The sequence below is a fragment of the Phycisphaerae bacterium genome (assembly GCA_041652575.1).
Lineage (GTDB): Bacteria > Planctomycetota > Phycisphaerae > Sedimentisphaerales > UBA12454 > UBA12454.
On the sequence record JBAZHC010000004.1, the window covers coordinates 32,570 to 53,554 of the forward strand.

Genomic DNA, 20,985 nt, shown 5'->3' on the forward strand with positions numbered 1-20,985 from the left:
AAATGAGCGGAAACAGGTAGCATAAATTCAAACATCGAGTGTCTGCCATTCGTTTAGCACCTCAGGGTATATCCCAATGGGTTTGCAGCATCCGCACCTTACTTGTAATTGCTTGCAAAATAAAGAGTTATATTAATTTTAAATATCTAAAACCACCCCTATTTTACACCCTACTGTGTAATAATTACGGTTTCAATTGTTTATCATAAAAGTGCAGGATTTTGAAGAATATTTTAACATGTAAGAGGAAAAGCGAAAAATATTGATGTTTTTAAACGGTACTGATATTCTATGTGGCCATATTCGAAATGTAAGATATAATCTGGCAAAGGATTTTAGAATTTTTTTGAAGGAAGTTGAAAATGAAACAAATAATCGTACTGGTCGTTATCGCAATAGTCGGACTCGGAGCCGGAGCTACAGGCGGTATAATGATAACAAACGCAAAGAGCAAAGCAGTAATCGCAGATATGCAGGCAAAGATGCAGCAGTCAGAAACAGCGTCACAGGAAAAAATGCGTAATTACGAACGCATTGTAATTAGTTTAAATAACCAGCTCCAACAGGCCAATGTTGAGATTGAAAAACTTAAAACCCCTGCCCCGGCCGCGGAGGAAACAATAATCGCCACAGCAGAGAATGAAAATACAGCCGCTGCACCGGCCGAGAGTTCCATCCCGGGGACTACAACACTATACACCATAAAAAGCGGCGACAGTCTTTGGAGCATCGCCCAAAAGCAGCTCGGTAACGGCGACCGCTTCAAAGAAATACTCAAACTGAATCCCAAGATTTCAGCCAAGAGCAATCTTACTATTGGTACCCAGTTGAAGATTCCCGCCAAATAAAATCCAAAGGTACAAAAGGGAACAGCTATGATAAAAGCAATGGCACATATCTGCGTCTCGACAAAGGACCTGGACAAGACAGAAGAGTTTTACTGTTCCTGTCTTGGACTGACAAAGAAATTCAGCTTTATTCGAGACGGTAAAGTCTTCGGTTTCTATCTCCAAATCAATAAGAATAATTTTATCGAAATTTTCCATGCCGACTCTGTTTCTTCCGACAAAGACCCCGTAATCAAACATTTTTGCCTCGAAGTAGATGATATCGACAAGGCAATCGAGAAAATAAGAAGTTGCGGCGTTACCATTTCTGACAAAAAAACCGGCAGCGATAATTCATGGCAGGCCTGGCTTACCGACCCCAACGGCATTAATATAGAACTCCATCAATACACAGATAAAAGCAGCCAGCTAACCGGAAACGATTGTATCGTAAAAGAAAAATGGTAGCAGGATTTTATATCTGAAAAGACGTGGAAGTTCCGCTGCAAGGTATCTTTCGAATGTTTTCCCCGCTTGCATTTTTTTTGCAAATACTCACGTAAACTTCCTTTCTTAACAATCTTTCCTAAAATACCCCTGTTGTAAAAATTTTTACTGACTTCTCATCCTGTAATCATAAAAGCAAGACAGGTAAAAATATTTGTGGATTTTTGGAAATAAAACCATTGCCAGTGACAACTGTATGGCACCGGGGAGAAAAATAATTTTAGAATAATCTTGAAAATAAATATCAATAGCAGTTAAATTTATTTCGAGAAGAGTCGGATGAGAGTGTTGGATTCATCCGGCAAACGTATATTTAGAGAATAAAGAGAACAAGGATGTTTTGTGTGCGTTTAGAATAAATAGTTTACACAACTATGTTTGGAGGAGATTATGCGTTCAGTTCTTTTGTCGCCAATTAAAAGATTGCTCAATATTTTATTTTTAGACGTATTCTTAATTTCTCAATTCTATTTACACAATCACAATAGGAGATTTTTGCAATGAATAAGAAATTTGTCTTTAAATTCGCAGTTATTGTTTTTTTGTTGTCTTTGCAGGCTTTCGTACACGCCGGGGAACCAGCGGTATCCTTAATAACGAGCAGAGATAAAATCTATAATTTTATCGATTCCGGTAAATTCTCCGAAGCTGCGACAGTGACGGAGAAGCTTATCGCAGACAACTCAAACGAGCCGTCTTTGCCAAAAACAATCTCCAATGTCGCAGATTACCATGCCAAACGATACGACTATGTCAGAGCCAGGGGATTGTATAATCGGCTGATTCAATTATATCCGCAGGACAAATGCGCAGAAGAAGCCGAGCTTAAAATGATAAAGCTCGACATTTTGGCAATGAAAGACGCCGGCAAGGAGGAAATGGCGAATGATGCTATAGAACAGTTGATAGCAAATAATTCAGGGAAACCTTATTTCGCCGGGGCCATTTATGATATTGCCCGTGAATACAGCAGGAGTCGTCAGTTCGATAAATCAAAAGATTTATACCAGAGAATGATTAAGCTCTGCCCGCAGGACAAGTTCGCAAATAAAGCAAAGACCGAACTGATGAAAGACGAGATTTACACAAAATTCGAAGATGGGAATTATTACAACATCAGTGATTTGCTACAAAATACAGCAAATTCGGACAGCGATAGTATGGCGGAAGTGCTTTATACGGCGGCCAAGAAATATACAGAAAAGTCCGAATATGAAAAATCCAAAGTTTTATGCAGCCAAATTATTCAAACCTATCCTGATAATAAATACAGCCGAAGAGCGGAATTCTGGCTTACGAAAAACAATATTTTGGAAAAGATTTGCATCAGCGATTTAGTTCCAGCAGATGACCTGACAGATAAACTCATAACAGAATATTCGCAGGATGCAGAAACACCTGAGGTTTTATATGATGCCGCAGAATATTATGTTAAATGCCGTAATTATGAACGTGCAAAGAAATTATATTCACGCCTGGCATCTCTTTATCCCGAGAACTCATATTCGTTTAACGCCTATAAGGAAGTTTCGGCAATCGATATCAGAGCGAAAATAAATGCGGGAGAATACGAGTCGGCCTACAAGGAACTCGAACAATTCATAGATAAGTACGGGAAGGATTCAACTACAGCCAGAATATTATACTCTCTTGATAATTACTGCTGGGAAAAATGTTTGGGCAGCAACAACTACAACCAAGTAATTCCAATTTTAGAGCTGATTTGCGATAAGCTTGGCGAATGCAATCACTACGATACAAGCGTAAATCCAAAGCTGATTTGTGACACTGCAAAAATATGCGGAAAGATTGCGGAAGGTAAATTAGAACAAGCTCAAAACGATACAGCAAAACTCAAATTGAACTACACCAACAAAGATAATCTTCCTTTGGCATTTTACTTTATCACCAAAGAATTTTTTAAACGGGGATATGCAGAGCATGCCGAGGTAATGTGCGGAGAAATCATAAAACTTGGCGCAAATAGATATGTTATATATTGCGACCTAATAAAATACAGTTTAAACGTCAGGTCGTGTCTGGAGAAAAATGATTTGGCCGGCGCAAAACAGGTATTTAATCAATTCAAAACAAAGTACTCAAATTCGCCATTCGCGGAAAAAGGTCTTATCGACTTAGTCGCTGAGTTTTACGATAAAGGGTTGCGATGTGAAGGAGAAAACGGAGATGCTTATTTTAAGGAAGCAATAAAATTGTGCCAGGCAGAAAAGCTGACCGAATCTGTCGATCCGGCCGGGAAGATTCGAATTTATAAAATGCTCGGTGACAGTTTCCTGAGAACAGGCGAATATGTTAAATCGGCGGACTACTTTCAAAGGATTTTGGAATTGTATCCTGACAGCGGTTATGCCTGGAATACACAATTTATGACAGCCCAGGTTTATGAAAATATGCGCCGGGCAAAAATTATATCCGGAAATGAGGCTGACGGCAAAATCAGAATTGCCTATCAGCGGCTGCTCGAACGGTATCCAAATTGCAAGGCTGCGCCAATAGCCCGGAAATGGCTGGAAAATCATAATTAAAAAAAGGAACGCTCAAATGAAAATTTATAGAGGATTATTAAAATTTTTCCCGGTTTTCATCATTTTAATTTTATTGCCTGTAAGTCTGCTTGCGTGCGGGGACGGAGACAGCGGCGGCGGCAGCAGCGGTAATCCGCCTGCAGCCGACAGTCCGGACCAGCAACAGGACAACAGTGAGGACCCGAATTCAAAAACGGAAGACCCCGCAATGAGTCAAAATAAGAAGGCCGACCCCGTCAATGTCTCGACAGGAAGATTTGTCTATTCAGCAACTGATTTGGTTGTTAAAGGCAGAAAGCTCGATGTTGTGATTCAGAGGTCTTATCAGAATGATTTTACAATTTCAGGAACGGTCTATTTTACAGGAAATGCTTATGACCCAGATGGCGGCAGTATTGTTGAATATTCCTGGTATTTACCCGATGAAGCTTATGATATCAACGGTGCAACAACAGTTGCGCTAAGCTGTAAATTCACGGTACCCGGCACATATCACTGCGCATATAGAGCAAAAAACAATAATAACATCTGGTCAACAACCACACATTTCGATGCCATAGTCAGTCCGGACGTTAAAACGTCCCGTTTCGGATACAACTGGGATATGAATTACAATTTGAGAGCAGCCGAGGTCAATGAAACATCCATTACCTTTTTCAACGGCCAGCTATGCCGATTAATTTATAATAAAATTAACGGTTCGAATCCCGCCAAATATATCAATACAACAAACATTTCAAATTACTTTCTAAAAGAAGCCGGCTTATTTACATTATATGAAAAATACGGGATGAAATATAAATTCGATTCCGACGGCTGTCTTTGGCGAATAGAAGACGCTTTGGGCAACGCTATCAGTTTTTCCTACACCGGAACCGGCCCATTAAAACAATTAACCACGATAACAGATGATTTAAACCGAAATATCAACTTAAACTATAACTCAGATGGTCTGCTTTGGAAGATAACAGCTTTTGACGGAATAGTATGGGAGTACGGCTATAACGACAATACCCATAATCTGACCTCGGTAAAAAATCCCGCTGATTTTGTAACGGCATATAATTATGACAGCAGGCACAATCTTACATCAATTACTGACCCCAACGGCCAAACATGGCTCGTAAATACTTATGATTCCAATGACAGAGTTATTCATCAGAAATACGGTGACGGTTATTATGATTTTACCTATGAACCCCAGTACAATCTTACTATGGTAAAAGACCGCACGGATGTTAACAGCCTTAATTTTTATGATGACAGCAACAACATAATCAGCAATATCATATACAATGAAAACAAACAAGGCTGTTCCGCTTACTCTGCAAGAGAGTCTAAACTTATTTCTTACTGGGCGTTAGATGAGGATTTGACTTCTTCCGACTGCGGCTGTGAAAATCCCGCCATAATCACAAACGTAACCCAACTGCAGAATATAAAAAATAATCTTAGCGGCTGTTATGTCCTCGGCTGCGATATCGACGCATCTTCGACCGCAGGCGGCGCAGGTTTTGAGCCAATCGGAACTGCTTCCAATCCTTTTACAGGCTGCTTTGATGGAAGAGGCCATACGATAGACGGTCTTTTTATCAACAGGCCGACTACTGATTATGTCGGATTATTCGGCAAAATAAGTACCGGAGCAATTAAAAATCTTGATTTGACAAACATCGATATTACCGGACAAAATTACGTCGGAGGACTGGTTGGCTATTGTAATTCAGGTGCCATTGTTAAATGTTCCACATCAGGAACAGTATCAGGTTCGACCGATGTAAACCCGCCGAGCTACACCTTAAACCCGCAATATGGCGTATGGACGGTTGTACCCTATGCCTGGCATGAGCCTCCTCCATATGATTTTTATTGGCACCATACTATGACGGCGGTTACGGCTTCGGATCAAAGCGGGCCGGTTGAGTATCGTTTCATATCCGTTTCCGGCGGCGGAAAAAACAGCGGTTGGATTACAAGCCCAACCTATACGACTTCGGCAATGCTGGCGGCAGAACATAGTGTTTACAAGGCTGAAATACGAGACCAGGCAGGAAATTATGTAGAATCTTCCTTAGTGTTTACATATCATACTTTGTACCCTCCATACGGGTGCGTTACACCCTGCAACTGCTTTAGCGGCTGTCTACATTCGGCGGGAAAAGCTGTTTGCGGCGGACTTGCGGGTTATAACAAAGGCAATTTGTCACAATGTTATTCACTTGCGGATGTTTTAGGAAACGATGGGGTTGGCGGACTGGTCGGCAAAAATGACAGCGGCGGTTCGGCGGAAAATTGTTACTCAGCCAGTTCAGTATCAGGCACAAATAATGTCGGCGGTTTTTGCGGAACAAACAGCGGAACTATAACTTCCTGCTATTACGATTCCCAGATTTCCGGCCAATCTGATACCGGCAAAGGCACTGGAAAAACCACAGCCGAGATGATGCAGAAATCCACTTTCAGTAATTGGGATTTTGAATACATCTGGGACATCGATGAAAACAACAGTTATCCATATTTAGCTCCGGGAATATCGATAACCGATTCAGTCGGGCAAAATAACGGCAAGGCATATCAGCCCATTTCGGCAGCAGGCAAAGTTGGCGGAGCTTTGAGGTTTAACGGCGACGGCGACAGCATACGCGTTAAAGATGACGACATCCTTGATTTGAACAAATTTTCCATCTCTGTATGGATATATAAAGAAGCCGATACAGATTACGCAGGAATAGTTTCCAAATGCGATACCAGTTCAACAGATGGCTATAATTTTGATTTACGAGAAAACACAAGCGGCAAAATCGAGATTCGATTCTATACAGGTTCGACATTAGAAAGTGTTATCAGTGATAATGCAGTCTCAACGGGACAATGGCACTACATAGCCGCAACCTGCAACAGCAATACCTTGCAGTTGTTCATCGACGGACAGGAAGCAGGGTCCGCCGATTTTATCGCAGGGCCGCCAAACACCGGCACAAAAGATTTTTATATCGGTGCTGCCTTTAACAACGGCGATATCGATATAAACAGGAGCTTTGACGGCATAATCGATGAAGTAAAAATTTACGGCAGGACTCTGACCGAATATGAAATACAAAGACTTTATGAATTTGACGGCTGTTACGTTACAGATTACGAGCTTGACTCCAATAGAAATATTATAAGAATAATAAATCCTGCCGGCAATTGCACCGACCTGAAATACGATTCAAAAGGCAATGTTCTAAGTACCTGCCTGAAATCAAATCCCAGCATCAATGAACCGAATATTACCGCTCGTTATACTTATGATGAAAACTTCAGTCTTGTAAATACTATTACGGACGCCAGGGGAAATGTAACAATCTTTAATTACAACCAGTCAAACGGCAATCTCGAAAGCATCGCCCTGCCGCAGGTCCCAACGCCGGACGGCAACCAAAGCCCTGTTATCAGCTTTACATATAACAGCTTCGGCCAGGTTGAAACCGCTGCCGCTCCGGATGGAATTGTTACAAGATATGTTTACTATCCCGCAATGGACATCAATGACCCGAATTGCGGCAGACTCTGGAAAGCGATTGTCGATACGGATGAAACCGAAGGTCTTAATATAACGACCGAATATAAATACGATAAACAGGGAAACGTTATTGAAATAAAAGATGCCAATAATCAGATTACCAAATTCGCATATAATCAGCTTAACCTGCTGACGCAAATTACCGCACCATTAAATACTGTTACTAATTACGCCTATACCTCGAATAAAATGCTTACACAGGTAACAAACGTCAGAGCAGACGCCAACGACCAGATTGAAAACTATCATTATAATATTCTCGATGACCTTGCATACACCGTCAATCCTTTGGGCAATCGCACCGATTTCAGTTACGACAAAGGGCAAAATTTAAAATCTGTTACCGATGCGGAAGACAATATTACACGATACAAATATGATATCAGGGGACTTGTATGGGAGGCAAATGATGCGAACAATAATATCACCGAATACTGCTACAACGCAAACGGTTTGCAATCGGCCATAACGGACGCCAACGGCAATACTACCGAATACGAATACGACGGCTTCGACAGGCTTATAATGATAACTTACCCTGATGGTTCAAATGAAACATTCACTTACGATGCGACTTCAAATATAACAAGCTTCAAAAACCGCGGCAATCAGACCATTACTTATACTTACGATGCGCTGAATCGGGTGCGTACAAAAACCCGGCCGGGCGAACAAACACTAACATACACCTACGATATCGCAGGCAGACTCCGCGATGTAAAGCAAGGAACAACTACCCTTGCAGGCTATGCCTATGACCGTATCGGGAGGCTTAAACAGATTGACAAAGACAATCGAACTGTAAAATATGATTATGATATCATCGGCAGACGAACAAAACTTGTCTATCCGGATGATACGAATGTAACTTATGAATACGATGCCCTGTCCCGCCTGACAAAAATCAATTATCAGGGCGATACGATAGCTGAATACAACTATGATGAATTATCGAGAAGAACACTGCTGGCCTACGGCAACGACGCAAATATTGTATATCAGTACGATATCGGCGACAGGCTCACAAGAATAACCAATAATACAAACTCAGGCACAATCGATATCGAATACAGCCAGTACGACAACGTTGATAACAGTTTGAATATGATAGTCAACGGCAACGAAAGCGAGTACTTCTACGACAAACTATATCAACTCATCGGCGCAGATTACGCGGCCGGCTTTGGAACGGATGCCAATTATTATTACGATGCCGTCGGAAATTGGAACCGGGTTACAGCAGGCTCGACGACGTATTATTCGCACAACAGTCTTAATCAATACACGGCAGTCGGCGTAACTTCTTACAGTTACGACAGTAAGGGAAATTTAATAAATGACGGCACGTATAAGTATTACTATGACTGCGAAAACCGGCTGACGGATGTAAATAGCATTGCCAACGAAAGGGTTGCTCATTATAATTATGACTTCGCAGGGAGGCGAACTGAAAAAACAACTTTCAGCGGCACAACTGTAATAATCAAATACGCCTATGACGGCGATGATTTGATTGCAGAATACAGCGAAACCGGCACGCTCATTAAAAAGTATATATACGGCCCCGGGATTGACGAGCCGGTTTGTATGATAGATGCCGCCGGCGGCGGCAGCAAATATTACTACCACTTCGACGGCCTTGGCAGTGTAGTTGCTCTTTCAAATAATAGTGGAAACACAATTGAGAAATACAGCTACGATGTATTCGGAGCGGTAACAATTCGTGATGAATATGGCTCTGTGGTCTCTGTGAGCTCTGTGGCTAATCGTTTTATGTTTACCGGCAGAGAGTACGATTCAGAAACAGGGAACTATTGTTACCGCGCCCGCTACTACAAACCGAGTATCGGCAGATTCCTGCAAACCGACCCCATCGGCTACGCAGATGGATTAAATCTTTATGCCTATTGCAACAATAATCCTTTAAACTTTGTCGATCCGTTTGGGTTATGTAAAGAGACATTAGATAAAATTCAAACGGCTCTTGATATAGCTGGCATTTTTGACCCGACAGGTATTGTTGATTTAGTTAATGCGGTGATTTATGGGGCGCGAGGGCAGATTACTAATGCAGCCGTAGCTGGAATCGCGATTATGCCATATGTTGGTGATACTGCCAAGGCTGGTAAATATGGTACAAAAGGCGCAAAAGCCACTAAAGCTGTTAAGGAGGGAATTTATGAATTTACTTCAAAAAGCGGCAAACCATATGTAGGTCAATCTAAACGTCTTTTAACAAGGATAAAAGAACATTTAATGAAGAAGCTTAAACCATCTCAAATAGATAATGTTAAAGTAAAACCTATGCCCGGAAGTACAAGTTTAGAGCGAAGAATTGCAGAACAAACGAGAATTAACAAATTGGGGGGAGTGGACAAATTAGAAAACATCAGAAATCCTATTAGAAAAGAAAATTGGCCGAAGTATGGTATTGATCCACCTAAATAAAAAGTGAAGGTTTATGAAAAAATTTGACGTCAAACAAGGTAAATATGGCAAGAAATTGGTTTTGACTACTGGATGGTCGAAGCAGATAACAGAATACTTTCTATCTAATAAAATAAAAGAACTTGATTTGAACATTGCTTTTGGTTGGAACGATAGAGATCTAGAATTTTTAAAAGAACTAAAAGGTTTATTGTCACTAGATATTCTGGCGGGCATAAGAGAGGACATATCACCGATTCATTATTTGTCCGATTTGAAGGAGCTGACACTTCAAGTTATCCATAAAACTAAAATAGATTTTTCGTGTTTTCCAAAATTAGAGAAAGTAGGCTTAGATTGGAGTCCCAAGATAAAATCGGTATTGGAATGTAAATCCTTGAAAAGGATACTTATGTGCAAGTACAAGTCGGATAAAAGAGATTTATCGGCTTTCTCTAATCTGCCAAATCTTGAAGAACTCTGTTTTAAAATTTGCAATATAGAAAGGATTGGTGATATATCAAATCTCAAAAATCTACAGACTCTTGAGCTGCATTGGGCCTCAAAGCTGACTTCATTAAAAGGTCTTGAAGTTCTTAAAGGACTTCAAATTTTGCACATAGATACTTGCCGCCGCGTAAACAGAATTGATGCAGTTGGAAAACTTGAGAAATTAGAAGAGTTTTATCTGCCCAATTGCAAGGATATTGAGAGCTTAAAACCAATGGCTAATCTTAAAAATCTTCGTATTTTTGAATTTCCTGACTCGACAAATATTGTAGATGGTGATTTAACTGTTTTAAAAAAATTACCAAAGCTTTCGCAAGTATGTTTTGTGGATAGACGACACTACAACCTTAAAGAAAGTGATATGCCTGGCTACCAGGAGCCGGATTGGGATGCAATGAGAAAGTCATTACTCAAAAGCGGTCTCCCGCCTGCTGCTGTGGATTATATTTTAAAATAATATAAATTAATTTCAAGATAGAATTCGCTCATTAAAAAGTATATATACGGCCCCGGCATAGATGAGCCGGTTTGTATGATAGATGTCGCCGGCGGCGGCAGCAAATATTACTACCACTTCGACGCATTTTTTCACTATAGATGACGAATTAATACTTGAAAGAAATGATTTTAAGGGTAAGCTACCGGCTAAAGGAATTGAAATCGTCTCTTAGTCAGAGCCGTTTTTCGCTCTATTCCTATTGATAACGCACACTCTAAAATAAGGGCACAAAATGGCGGATAACACTGCTGAAGCCGGAGATCTCGAGCATGCCAGTTGCAGGAAAACTGATCGGCTGGTCGAAAGACAGGATTTTGTCTATATGGCAATCCTGGTTACGATTGCTCTTTTGATTGGCCTGTACCTGATTGCCGCAACCATTCTCATTAACAAAGACGCTGTTGTATACATTGAGCAAGCCAAGAATTTTTCAAGTAATCCTTCCTTATTCGTACGAGGGACATATCCACTCGGATACCCATTCCTCATTTATTCCGCGCATCGAATAGCAACTTTGATTAGCGATATTGTATCTGTCGAGAGCTGGATATATTCCGCTCAAAGCGTAAGCCTGTTATGCAGAGTGCTTTCCCTGATACCGCTTTATTTTATCGGCAAATTACTTGTCGGGGCCCGCAACAGCTATTTAGCATTATTGATATTGATATTTTTACCTTATCCGGCGGAATACGGCAGCGAGGTCGTCCGCGAATGGCCCCATCTTTTCTTTCTGGCGACAGCCTTTTTCTTTCTGACCAGAGCAAGTTGCAGCGGGGATTGGCGAATGTTCGCAGCCGCCGGGCTGTTTGCAGGAATCGGATATACGATAAGATCCGAATGCGCCCAGATTGTGTTATATGGAATGCTCTGGTTATTAGTCACCTTATTTGTCCCAAGGACCGGTATTAACAGATTAAAAGCCGTCTGCCTGACATTTATTCTTATTATTGGATTTTTGATACCCGCTGTTCCCTATTCTATAATAAGAGGTGAAATTTTACCTCCCAAACTGCAAGAAGTTGTAACCTCAAACAATATTCAATCTGAAAGAATTGAAGAGCCGGCAAACATAGCATCTGTAATGCCGAAGGACATACTAATGGCCATTGGAAAACTTACAGAACGAATCGGCGAAAATCTGATGTATTTTTTTATGCTGCCGCTGATAATCGGGCTTTATCATCATTTCCGAAGGCCAAAGGAACTTTTGGCAGACGGCAGGTTATTTATCTGGGCTTTGATAATTATATATGTAACGATGATGCTGCTGCTGCACATTAATTTCGGATACATTAGCAGAAGACACTTTATGCCGATGATTGTCTTTACCGCTTTTTATATACCTACAGGGCTGCTTATAATTGCGGACTGGATAAGCGGAATTAATATAAAAGGAAATGCGAATAAACAGAAAAACACGCAAAAATGGTTTTCCATTCTGCTGACAACGGGGATACTGATTTGTTTTGTGAAGCTATCCGGTCTTATGGGCGCAGAAAAGACAGACTACAGAGAAGCAGCAAAATGGTTAAAAGAAAACACTGCACCTGCGGATATTATCGCTGTTTCCGACCTTCGTATTAGTTTTTATGCTGAACGCAAGGGAGTGAAAAATGAGAGCGGTTGTTTCCCCTCTGATATAAAGTATGCTGTACAAATAGTAAAAGAAGGGAAAGATTTAAAGGATGTGCCATCAGAAATGTCAGAGGTTTGGTCTTCCTCTGCAAATAAGAAGAAAACCAAGACAGTGATATATGCAAGGAAATAAAATACTACCGGTTTTACCCATAGTATTGCGGTAAAAGATAAAGATTACTTTTATGAACAGTGAAATCTCCAAAGAAATAAAACAGCACGGACCAAACTGGGATAAACTGCATAACGGTTATTTTTCCGACCCGGCCATAGCCGCCTGCCTTATCAAAAAAATAAAATCCGCTATTGCCATTTCAAAGCCAGAAGTTCTGATTGACCTGGGCGGAGGAACAGGCTTTATACTTTCAGAATTAATCAAAAATAATATCCCCTCGGCAATACGTCTGGTTAATATTGACCTTTCCGGCAAACAAGTGGAAAATCTTAAAGACAGCCGAATTAAAATAGCTTGCGGTTGTATTTCCGATTCCAAGCGAAGCGATGCCGACAATGAGTCAAAACAATTCCTTTTCATAATGCGGTCAGCCCTTCATTATTTCGGCGAAGCCGGCCTGATGCCAATATTGCAACACCTGCGGTCACAAACAAAAACGGGAGAGTTTTTTATTCATCAGACAGCTTGTTTTAAAAATGAAAGAGACGCTGAATGTCTCAATGATATTTACAAACTGATGGGAACCGGCAAATGGTACCCGACCGTTAATCATTTAAGTAATGTTCTGGAGAATACCGGCTGGGCAATAAAATCAGTTTCGCCTGCGCCTAAACTGCAATTGGCATCTGACGATTTAATCAAACGTTATGGCTTAAGCAAGAAAATCGTTTCTCAAATTCATAGCGAAATAATCAAACGATACGGTCAAATAGAAGATGTTATCAGTACAACATCTAATGGATTCTGTGCGTATTTACACTACAAAATCTATACCTGTGCCGCGGTTTAGGCCATAATATCCGTATGAGATATGGTTCAAGACGTGAAATAGTTTTTATACAAACAAGAAAAAGTTACTGACCGCCTTTACGGGCGGCTCTGCGTCTGTCTTCTTCTTTAAGAAATCGTTTTCTAATTCGAATTGAATTAGGACAAATCTCAACAAGTTCACTGGCCTGGATGTACTCCATCGCAATTTCAAGACTCATTTTCCGTGCAGCCTTGACCCTTGCGGCTTCGTCTTTGCCGGACGCCCGCATATTGCTCATCTGTTTTGCTTTCACCGGATTAACAGGAATGTCGTTATCCTTGCAGTGTTCTCCGACAACCTGGCCGTCATATACCGTTTCGCCCGGTTCGACAAAAAAAGTTCCCCTGTCGTATAAAGCATCAAGCGCGTAAGCTGTAACGATTCCGGTATTGGTCGAAATCATAACGCCCGCTTTCCGCTGAGGAATAGAACCTCTCATCGGTTCGTATCTCTCAAACGAATGGTGCATAATAGCCTTGCCCTGCGTGGCATTGAGCATTCTTGCGTGAAGACCGAACAGACCGCGGGACGGTATAAGGAATTCCATGTGGATAAAACCGCTTGCCCCGCTTTTGGCGTCCATTTTAATAACTTCGCTCCGTCTCTCGCCCAGAAGGCTCATCACGGCACTTTGGCAATCCATAGGACAATCTATCACAAGCAACTCTATCGGCTCGTGGTGTATGCCATCGACTACTTTCAAAATTACTTCCGGTTTGCCGACACAAATTTCATAACCTTCACGCCGCATATTCTCAAGAAGTATCCCAAGGTGCATCAGCCCCCTGCCGGAAACATTAAATTCCTCGGGTGTTATCCCAGGCTCTACTCGCAGCGCAACATTGTGCTGAAGCTCTTTTTCGAGCCTGTCGCCAATCTGCCTGCTGGTTACATATTTCCCGTCTCTGCCGGCAAAAGGCCCATCGTTGACCCTGAATGTCATCGACATCGTCGGCTCATCGACAGCTATAACGGCAAGTTTCGAAGGATTGTCCGGACAGGCTATGGTATTAGCTATATCTACAGGGTCAAGACCTGATACCGCACATATATCGCCGGCCAAAACTGTTTCAACCTGCTTTCGGCCAAGACCGTCAAATATATGAACCTGCATAACCTTTTGCCGGGTATGCACATTATCAGTATCGATTACCGTAACAGCCTGACCTTCACTTATCTGGCCTGCGAAAACCCTGCCTACCGCGATTTTCCCGACATAATCAGAATATTCAAGACTGGTTACAAGCATTTGCAGCGGAGCGTCAGGAATAACCTTCGGCGCGGGAACCTCTTTTATAATGGTTTCAAATACGAGTTGCATATTAGTGGTCTTCTTTTCAGGGTCAGTGGACGCCCAGCCCTGTCTTGCGGATGCGTAAATAACCGGGAAATCGAGAGCGTCGTCTTCGGCACCAAGCTGAACAAGCAAATCGAATATCTCGTTGACAACCTCATGAGGCCTGCTGTTTTCGCGGTCCACTTTATTGATTACCACTATTGGTTTTAATTTATTCTCAAGAGCTTTGGTTAACACAAATCTTGTCTGCGGCATAGAGCCTTCAAACGCGTCAACCAACAGCAGAACGCCATCGGCCATTTTCAAGACACGTTCGACTTCGCCGCCGAAATCGGCGTGGCCCGGCGTATCGATTATATTAATTTTGTATTCATCGCCCTTATCGTCAATATAGAAAACCGCGCAGTTTTTACTGAGAATCGTTATGCCTCGTTCCCGCTCGATGGGATTGGAGTCCATAATCAAACCTTCAACACCGCCGGCTAATTTATCAAGGTCTTCGCTGCGAAACATACCTGACTGGTACAGCAGCCTGTCCACCAGCGTGGTCTTGCCATGGTCAACGTGAGCGATTATCGCTACATTACGAATAAAATCTGAATACATAAACACATCTCAAAAAGGATTCTTAGCAAATGAACTATCAGGATTTGTCTTTATTCCTGCCATTAAAGCCCATTATTTTACATTGTTTTATCCGGATGTCAATGTAAAATAGGTAGTTTATCTCTTAAAATAACGAATTATAAAATGAGCAAAAAAGTCATAATCAGCTTAAAAAATGTTACCGTGGTACGCAGCGATTTGCAAATCCTCAATAACGTAAATTTGCAGGTACTGGAAGGTCAATGCTGCGCCGTAATAGGGCCAAATGGGGCTGGAAAATCGGCCCTTGTCGCTGTTTTAAGCGGGTATTTATGGCCCCAGAGCGGTTCTGTCCGCATTCTGGGCAAAACTTACGGCCAAGTGGATTTGCAAAATGTACGGCGTAAAATCGGCCTTATTGAGCCGTCCAGAATGCCGCGTTTTGATGAAACAATGCCGGTCAGAGACGTAATCGCAACAGGACTTTTCGGTACTGTAATGCTTCCCCTGAACAGGAAAATTTCAAAACAACAATGGAGAAAAGTCGATTCGCAGATTTCGTTTTTCAAGCTTGGAAAACAAAAATCAATCGGCATAGGAACCCTGTCAACCGGCGAACAGACCAAAACCCTGATTGCCCGCGCGATGATTTCTCAGCCGCAAATGCTGATTCTCGATGAACCGACAAGCGGACTGGATATGGGCAACAGGGCAATTGTTGTCAAAATATTAAACAAGCTGCGTAAACATAAAAATCCGCCTGCTATTATTATTATCTCGCATCATCTGGACGAATTGCCGAAATCTATGGACCAGGCGGTTCTGCTGAAAAAAGGAAAGATTGTGGAACAGGGAAAACCGAAAAAGGTATTAACTTCCGCTAATCTCAGTAAAACATTCGGCTGCAAAGTAGAAGTATTGAAAAATAAGGTAGTTTACCTGGCGTCAGTCAGGATTTAACCGCGATTCTATCCACCGCATTATAACGGCAGCAACATAATCAATTTCAGAATCACTTAACGATTTGATATATTCTATTTTATGCCATTTAAAAAGGCACTTGCGGCAGCAGGTCGCGGTTGCGTGCTGGGCTATAAAAACAGGATGACCCTTCATCGGCGTTTGTTTGCCATCGTTTTTCGGCTCCGCCGGTGCAAGGCGTTTGGTTATAAAATCTCTGGCGTGCCGTTCAATTGCCTGCAATCCTTTTTTGTGAATATACTCAATATCCGCAGGCTTGAGCTTAAACCTGCTTCGGAACTTCGATTTTGAAAGTCTTTCGAAAAGCTCTGCAAAATCCTTCATTGCTATTTTACCAGCATCGCTTTGGCTAATTCCTGACTTTTTCCGATTCCGAATAAAAGTTCGACAAGCTTAATCGAAAATTCAAGTGCCGTTCCCGGCCCCTGCGAAGTAATACAATTGCCGTCAACAACTACCCGCTGATTCACGGCCTGTTGATTTTTCAGTTTTCCAGCCATTGCGGTATAGCAGGTCGCTTTTTTGTCCGCCAACAAGCCGTGATGCTCGAATACAACTACCGGTGATGCGCAAATCGCAGCATACAGCCTGCCGGAAGATTTTTGTTTTTTCAACATCTCCACAAGTTCCTTACTATCGCGAAGGTGTTCTGCACCCGGCAGACCGCCGGGCAAAGCTATAAGGTCGTAAGTATTGCTTGCACAATCAGTTATCAAACAATCGGCAGTTATTTTAACTTTTCTGGCAGTAGTAATTTGCTTGTTTTGCACCGAAGCGATTGTCAAATCGGCCCCAGTTCGCCTGAGACAATCGATGATTGCGATTGCCTCTAATTCCTCTATTCCATCGGCAACGGCTAAAAGTACTTTTTTACTCATAATTAATCTCCTTAAAATCATAAACGCAAATCACATTTTAAACGATATTTTTTCTTGATTACCACAAAAAAATCCTGAAAATACGCTGCAGTAAAACTTCTTAAAGGAGTAAGAATATGCTGAACAGACTCTTCGACCTGCAGGCAAGAAGCACTTCCGTCAAAACTGAAATAGTCGCAGGGACTACAACTTTTCTTACAATGGCTTATATTATCTTTGTAAACCCTGCCATTCTGTCCCAGGCCGGTATGGACAAATCCGCTCTTATAGCAGTTACCTGTCTCGTAACCGCAATAGCAACAATAGTAACAGGACTTTTCGCCAATACCCCGATAGCAATGGCGCCGGGAATGGGCCTTAACGCATTTTTCGCATATACTCTTGTAATTACTCAAAAAATAAGCTGGCAGACTGCGCTCGGTGTGGTTTTTCTGTCAGGGGTATTCTTTCTGATTCTCACACTTATCGGCCTGCGGAAAAAACTTGTCGAGGCAATCCCCGTTTCGCTGATATCAGCCATTTCAGTCGGCATCGGCCTTTTTATAACTTTCATAGGACTGCAAAACCTCGGTATTGTTGTCGCTCATCCTGTTACTCTCGTTCAGGCCGGGAAACTTACTCCAACACTGATGATAGGCCTGACAGGATTGATTATAATGATTTATCTTGAAATGAGAAAAATCAAAGGTTCGCTTCTGATAGGAATACTCTTTGCGACAGTCCTGGCGGTTTTGCTCGGCAAAGTAAGCAGACCAGAATCTTTCGTCTCTGCCGATATAAGTATCGCTGCGGTTGCATTCAAGCTCGATATCATCGGCGCTTTGAAATGGAGCTTTTTCGGCAGCATCTTCTCCCTGATGTTTATGGATATGTTCGACAGTATTGGAACACTGGTCGCCTGCTGCAGCGAGGCGAAAATGGCCGATGAAACAGGCAAAGTAAAAGAACTCGACAGACTCCTTGCAATCGACGCCGGCGCAACAATGCTCGGAGCGGTATTCGGAACATCGACTACAACATCTTATATCGAATCAGCGGCGGGAATCGAACAAGGCGGCAGAACAGGCCTTACCTCGGTTGTAACGGGAATATTGTTTTTAATCGCAATTATTTTCGTGCCTGTTGTGGGAATCGTACCGAACTACGCAACGGCGCCGGCGCTGATAATGGTCGGGATTTTTATGATAAAGGAAATCAAAAAAATTGATTTTACGCAGATGGAAAACGCCTTCCCCGCTTTTATCATAATAATTATGATAGCCTTAAGCTACAGCATAAGCACGGGACTTGCTTTTGGTTTTATATCTTTTGCGATTCTTAAAACTATGGCGGGCAAAGGCAGAGAAATCAAACTGACAATGTGGCTGATAGCAGGACTATCTGTGTTATATTTTCTGATTCCATTGTTTGTTAAAGGTTCCTGATAAACGCCCCGGCCATAAAAGATACGAGAATCAGATAATCGAGGTCGTTCTGGCCGTAATGTTCGTGGTCGAGCGAATTATCGGCATAAATCACACCGTAACAGGCTTTTTCACTCATCACGGGGACAATTATCGCGGAGTTGACTTTGCTGTCGTTCTCGGCCCGCAAAGGAAGACGGGGCACAAGAATATAACGATGAGTTTTTAAGGCTTCGCTGACTCTCGACTCAAGACAAAGTTCTTCAAATTTGACTGTCTTGCCGCTGATTTCCCTGCCCTTTGAAACATCCATTTCCCCGGACGAATTTTTCCGCAATCCGACCCATGCGTGAAAAGGTTTGAGTTGGCGAAACACCAAATCCAGCAGGGTAACAAGCAATTCGTGAGTATCGAGACATTTACAGATGGAACTTGCGGCAAAAGAAAAATCCCTGCCGCGTTTGGCCTGCATTTTTATAAGCGGAGCATCGGCTCCGTCCAGATAACGAAAAACAACCTGCGCTTCATGTAAAGTGGCATGAAGCGTATCTTCAAGGCTTATGCTCGGGCTCTTTTTTTCAGATTCATCTATTTGAATTTCTATCTGAAAGTCGGAGATTTTTATTATATCGCCGGTTTTTATTTCAACCTTATGGATTGCTTCGTTATTCAAATATGTCTTATTGGCGGAATCGAGATCTTCAACAACCCATTTGCCTTCGGTAGTGGTATAAAGAACTGTATGCTGACGTGAAACAGATTTATCCGGAAGGAAAATCTGGCTTCCTATTTGTCTGCCTATATAAATCGGCCCCCTTGAAAAATGCAATTCATTTATAAGGCTGTCCCCGCGTTTTACAGTAAGCCGCATTAGCATTCTCCGCTAAATATTGGACCGGCACAGTCCACAAGGCCGCAATCATCTTATCTTTGTCGTCCCCTGCCTGTCAAGACTTTATGCGGTAAATAAAAAAGGCAGGACTCAAAAATCCTGCCTTTTGGCTCATTAAATTTTAAATTTTTTATTCGGCTTTCTTATAATCCCGTTTTACAGGCTTTTCTACAAGTCCCATACGTATCGCCTTGGCGGATACCCTTATTCTGCATGGTTTACCGTCAATAATCGCACGAACCTTGTGGATATTCGCTTTGAACTTGCGTTTTGTTATGCCGGTGGTTTTTACGCCAACTCCGCCGAGATATTTAGCCTTGCCGCGTCTGGCAATTGTACGGCCGGACGTCGTTTTTTTACCTAAAAAATAACAAACTCGTGACATAAACCTGTACTCCGTTTTAATTAAACTTACTTAAAACCTTTAAAGTCTTACAAGTATAAGAACCTTCGGAAATATTGCAAGACTAAAATCCTGCCATTTAGCATTAATGAAGCATTAATGATTAGCCACTTGTCAAAAGCTCTTTTTTGGCTTATAGTTATGCCAAGATAGCCACAAAGACACAAAGGCACCAGGAAATGATATATTAAAAAGATTTTGTGTCTTAGTGCCTTGGTGGCTATAAACTTAAGAAAGGATGAAAAATGAATCCAAAATTGATAATCGTTGGCGCCGCCGGCAGAATGGGCCGAAGAATCACCGCCCTTGCCGTCGAATCAAAACAATTTGATATAATCAGCACAATTGAAGACAAAAGCTGTCCCGAAATTGGCAAAGATGCGGGAATATTGGCCGGCATCGGCCCAATTAATGTCAAAATCAGTTCGGATTTTCCGCCAAAAGCAGACCTCGTTATAGATTTTTCACTGCCCGCAGGCTTTGACGGCTCGCTCAATTATTGCCTAACAAATAATTGTGCGATTGTGATGGGAACAACGGGTTTATCAGCCGAGCAAATTAAAAAAATTGATGATGCCGCGAAAAAAATTCCCGTCATTCAGGCGACGAATATGAGCGTCGGAATGAATCTTCTGTTCGAAACCGTCGGGAAGGTCGCTAAAAAACTGGGCGATGAATATGATATTGAAATCATCGAAGCTCATCACCGTTTCAAAAAAGATGCGCCAAGCGGTTCCGCGATGACACTGGCCGAAAAAATCGCAGCGGCAACGAATAAAAAAATTCCCGATTGTCTCGAAACAGGCAGAAAAGGCAAAGATGTTCTGCGAAAAAAAGGCACAATCGGAATGCAGGCAATCAGATTAGGCGATACGGTCGGCGAACATTCAGTTATGTTCGGCACTTTAGGCGAAACCGTAACCATTTCGCACAGTGCTCACAGTAGAGATACGTTTGCTGTCGGCGCTGTCAGAGCGGCAGGCTGGCTTATAGGGAAAAAACCGGGACGATATTCAATGGCTGACGTACTCGGCCTTAAATAGC

Annotated in this window: 15 protein-coding genes; 10 read left to right on the plus strand and 5 right to left on the minus strand. The window is 42.0% G+C overall.

Annotation, left to right across the window (positions count from 1 at the left end; all coding sequences use genetic code 11):
- Positions 1 to 362: 362 nt before the first annotated feature.
- The 7 genes from WC496_04090 (at position 363) to WC496_04120 (ending at position 13,481) form a co-directional block, all read left to right on the plus strand.
- Positions 363 to 848, plus strand: a complete 486-nt coding sequence (locus WC496_04090) for a LysM domain-containing protein (GenBank protein ID MFA5292197.1) — start codon at positions 363 to 365, stop codon at positions 846 to 848.
- A 27-nt stretch (positions 849 to 875) separates the two neighbouring features.
- Positions 876 to 1,295 (plus strand): VOC family protein, encoded by a 420-nt coding sequence (locus WC496_04095; protein ID MFA5292198.1) that lies wholly within the window; start codon positions 876 to 878, stop codon positions 1,293 to 1,295.
- A gap of 539 nt (positions 1,296 to 1,834) precedes the next feature.
- Positions 1,835 to 3,880, plus strand: a complete 2,046-nt coding sequence (locus WC496_04100) for a tetratricopeptide repeat protein (protein MFA5292199.1) — start codon at positions 1,835 to 1,837, stop codon at positions 3,878 to 3,880.
- 16 nt (positions 3,881 to 3,896) lie between these two features.
- On the plus strand, positions 3,897 to 9,893 hold the full coding sequence (locus tag WC496_04105; GenBank protein ID MFA5292200.1) for a LamG-like jellyroll fold domain-containing protein: 5,997 nt from the start codon (positions 3,897 to 3,899) through the stop codon (positions 9,891 to 9,893).
- A gap of 13 nt (positions 9,894 to 9,906) precedes the next feature.
- Positions 9,907 to 10,839, plus strand: coding sequence for a hypothetical protein (locus WC496_04110; GenBank protein ID MFA5292201.1), 933 nt, complete (start codon positions 9,907 to 9,909; stop codon positions 10,837 to 10,839).
- 274 nt (positions 10,840 to 11,113) lie between these two features.
- Entirely contained in the window at positions 11,114 to 12,649 is a 1,536-nt protein-coding gene (locus WC496_04115; protein ID MFA5292202.1) for a glycosyltransferase family 39 protein, read from the plus strand.
- A gap of 52 nt (positions 12,650 to 12,701) precedes the next feature.
- Positions 12,702 to 13,481, plus strand: coding sequence for a class I SAM-dependent methyltransferase (locus WC496_04120; GenBank protein MFA5292203.1), 780 nt, complete (start codon positions 12,702 to 12,704; stop codon positions 13,479 to 13,481).
- Between the two features lie 64 nt (positions 13,482 to 13,545).
- Here WC496_04120 and typA read toward each other — a convergent pair whose 3' ends face one another.
- Positions 13,546 to 15,405, minus strand: coding sequence for a translational GTPase TypA (typA, locus tag WC496_04125; GenBank protein ID MFA5292204.1), 1,860 nt, complete (start codon positions 15,403 to 15,405; stop codon positions 13,546 to 13,548).
- Between the two features lie 144 nt (positions 15,406 to 15,549).
- On the opposite strand from typA, the gene WC496_04130 reads away from it, so the two are divergent.
- Entirely contained in the window at positions 15,550 to 16,344 is a 795-nt protein-coding gene (locus WC496_04130) for an ATP-binding cassette domain-containing protein (protein MFA5292205.1), read from the plus strand.
- On the opposite strand, the gene WC496_04135 is transcribed toward WC496_04130, so the two are convergent.
- Entirely contained in the window at positions 16,330 to 16,689 is a 360-nt protein-coding gene (locus WC496_04135; GenBank protein MFA5292206.1) for a DUF4186 domain-containing protein, read from the minus strand. The two genes, WC496_04130 and WC496_04135, sit on opposite strands and share 15 nt — an antisense overlap.
- 2 nt (positions 16,690 to 16,691) lie before the next feature.
- Complete coding sequence (locus WC496_04140; GenBank protein MFA5292207.1) at positions 16,692 to 17,243, minus strand: DJ-1 family glyoxalase III; 552 nt, start codon at positions 17,241 to 17,243, stop codon at positions 16,692 to 16,694.
- 116 nt (positions 17,244 to 17,359) lie between these two features.
- Here WC496_04140 and WC496_04145 point away from each other — a divergent pair, with 116 nt between their 5' ends.
- On the plus strand, positions 17,360 to 18,667 hold the full coding sequence (locus tag WC496_04145) for an NCS2 family permease (protein ID MFA5292208.1): 1,308 nt from the start codon (positions 17,360 to 17,362) through the stop codon (positions 18,665 to 18,667).
- Here WC496_04145 and WC496_04150 read toward each other — a convergent pair.
- Positions 18,654 to 19,517: an FHA domain-containing protein gene (locus WC496_04150; protein MFA5292209.1), complete on the minus strand. Its 864-nt coding sequence runs from the start codon at positions 19,515 to 19,517 to the stop codon at positions 18,654 to 18,656. The two genes, WC496_04145 and WC496_04150, sit on opposite strands and share 14 nt — an antisense overlap.
- Positions 19,518 to 19,668: 151 nt before the next feature.
- On the minus strand, positions 19,669 to 19,923 hold the full coding sequence (gene rpmB, locus WC496_04155) for a 50S ribosomal protein L28 (GenBank protein ID MFA5292210.1): 255 nt from the start codon (positions 19,921 to 19,923) through the stop codon (positions 19,669 to 19,671).
- 263 nt (positions 19,924 to 20,186) lie between these two features.
- Between rpmB and dapB the strand changes: the two genes are divergently transcribed.
- Positions 20,187 to 20,984, plus strand: a complete 798-nt coding sequence (gene dapB, locus WC496_04160; GenBank protein ID MFA5292211.1) for a 4-hydroxy-tetrahydrodipicolinate reductase — start codon at positions 20,187 to 20,189, stop codon at positions 20,982 to 20,984.
- Position 20,985: the final 1 nt, after the last annotated feature.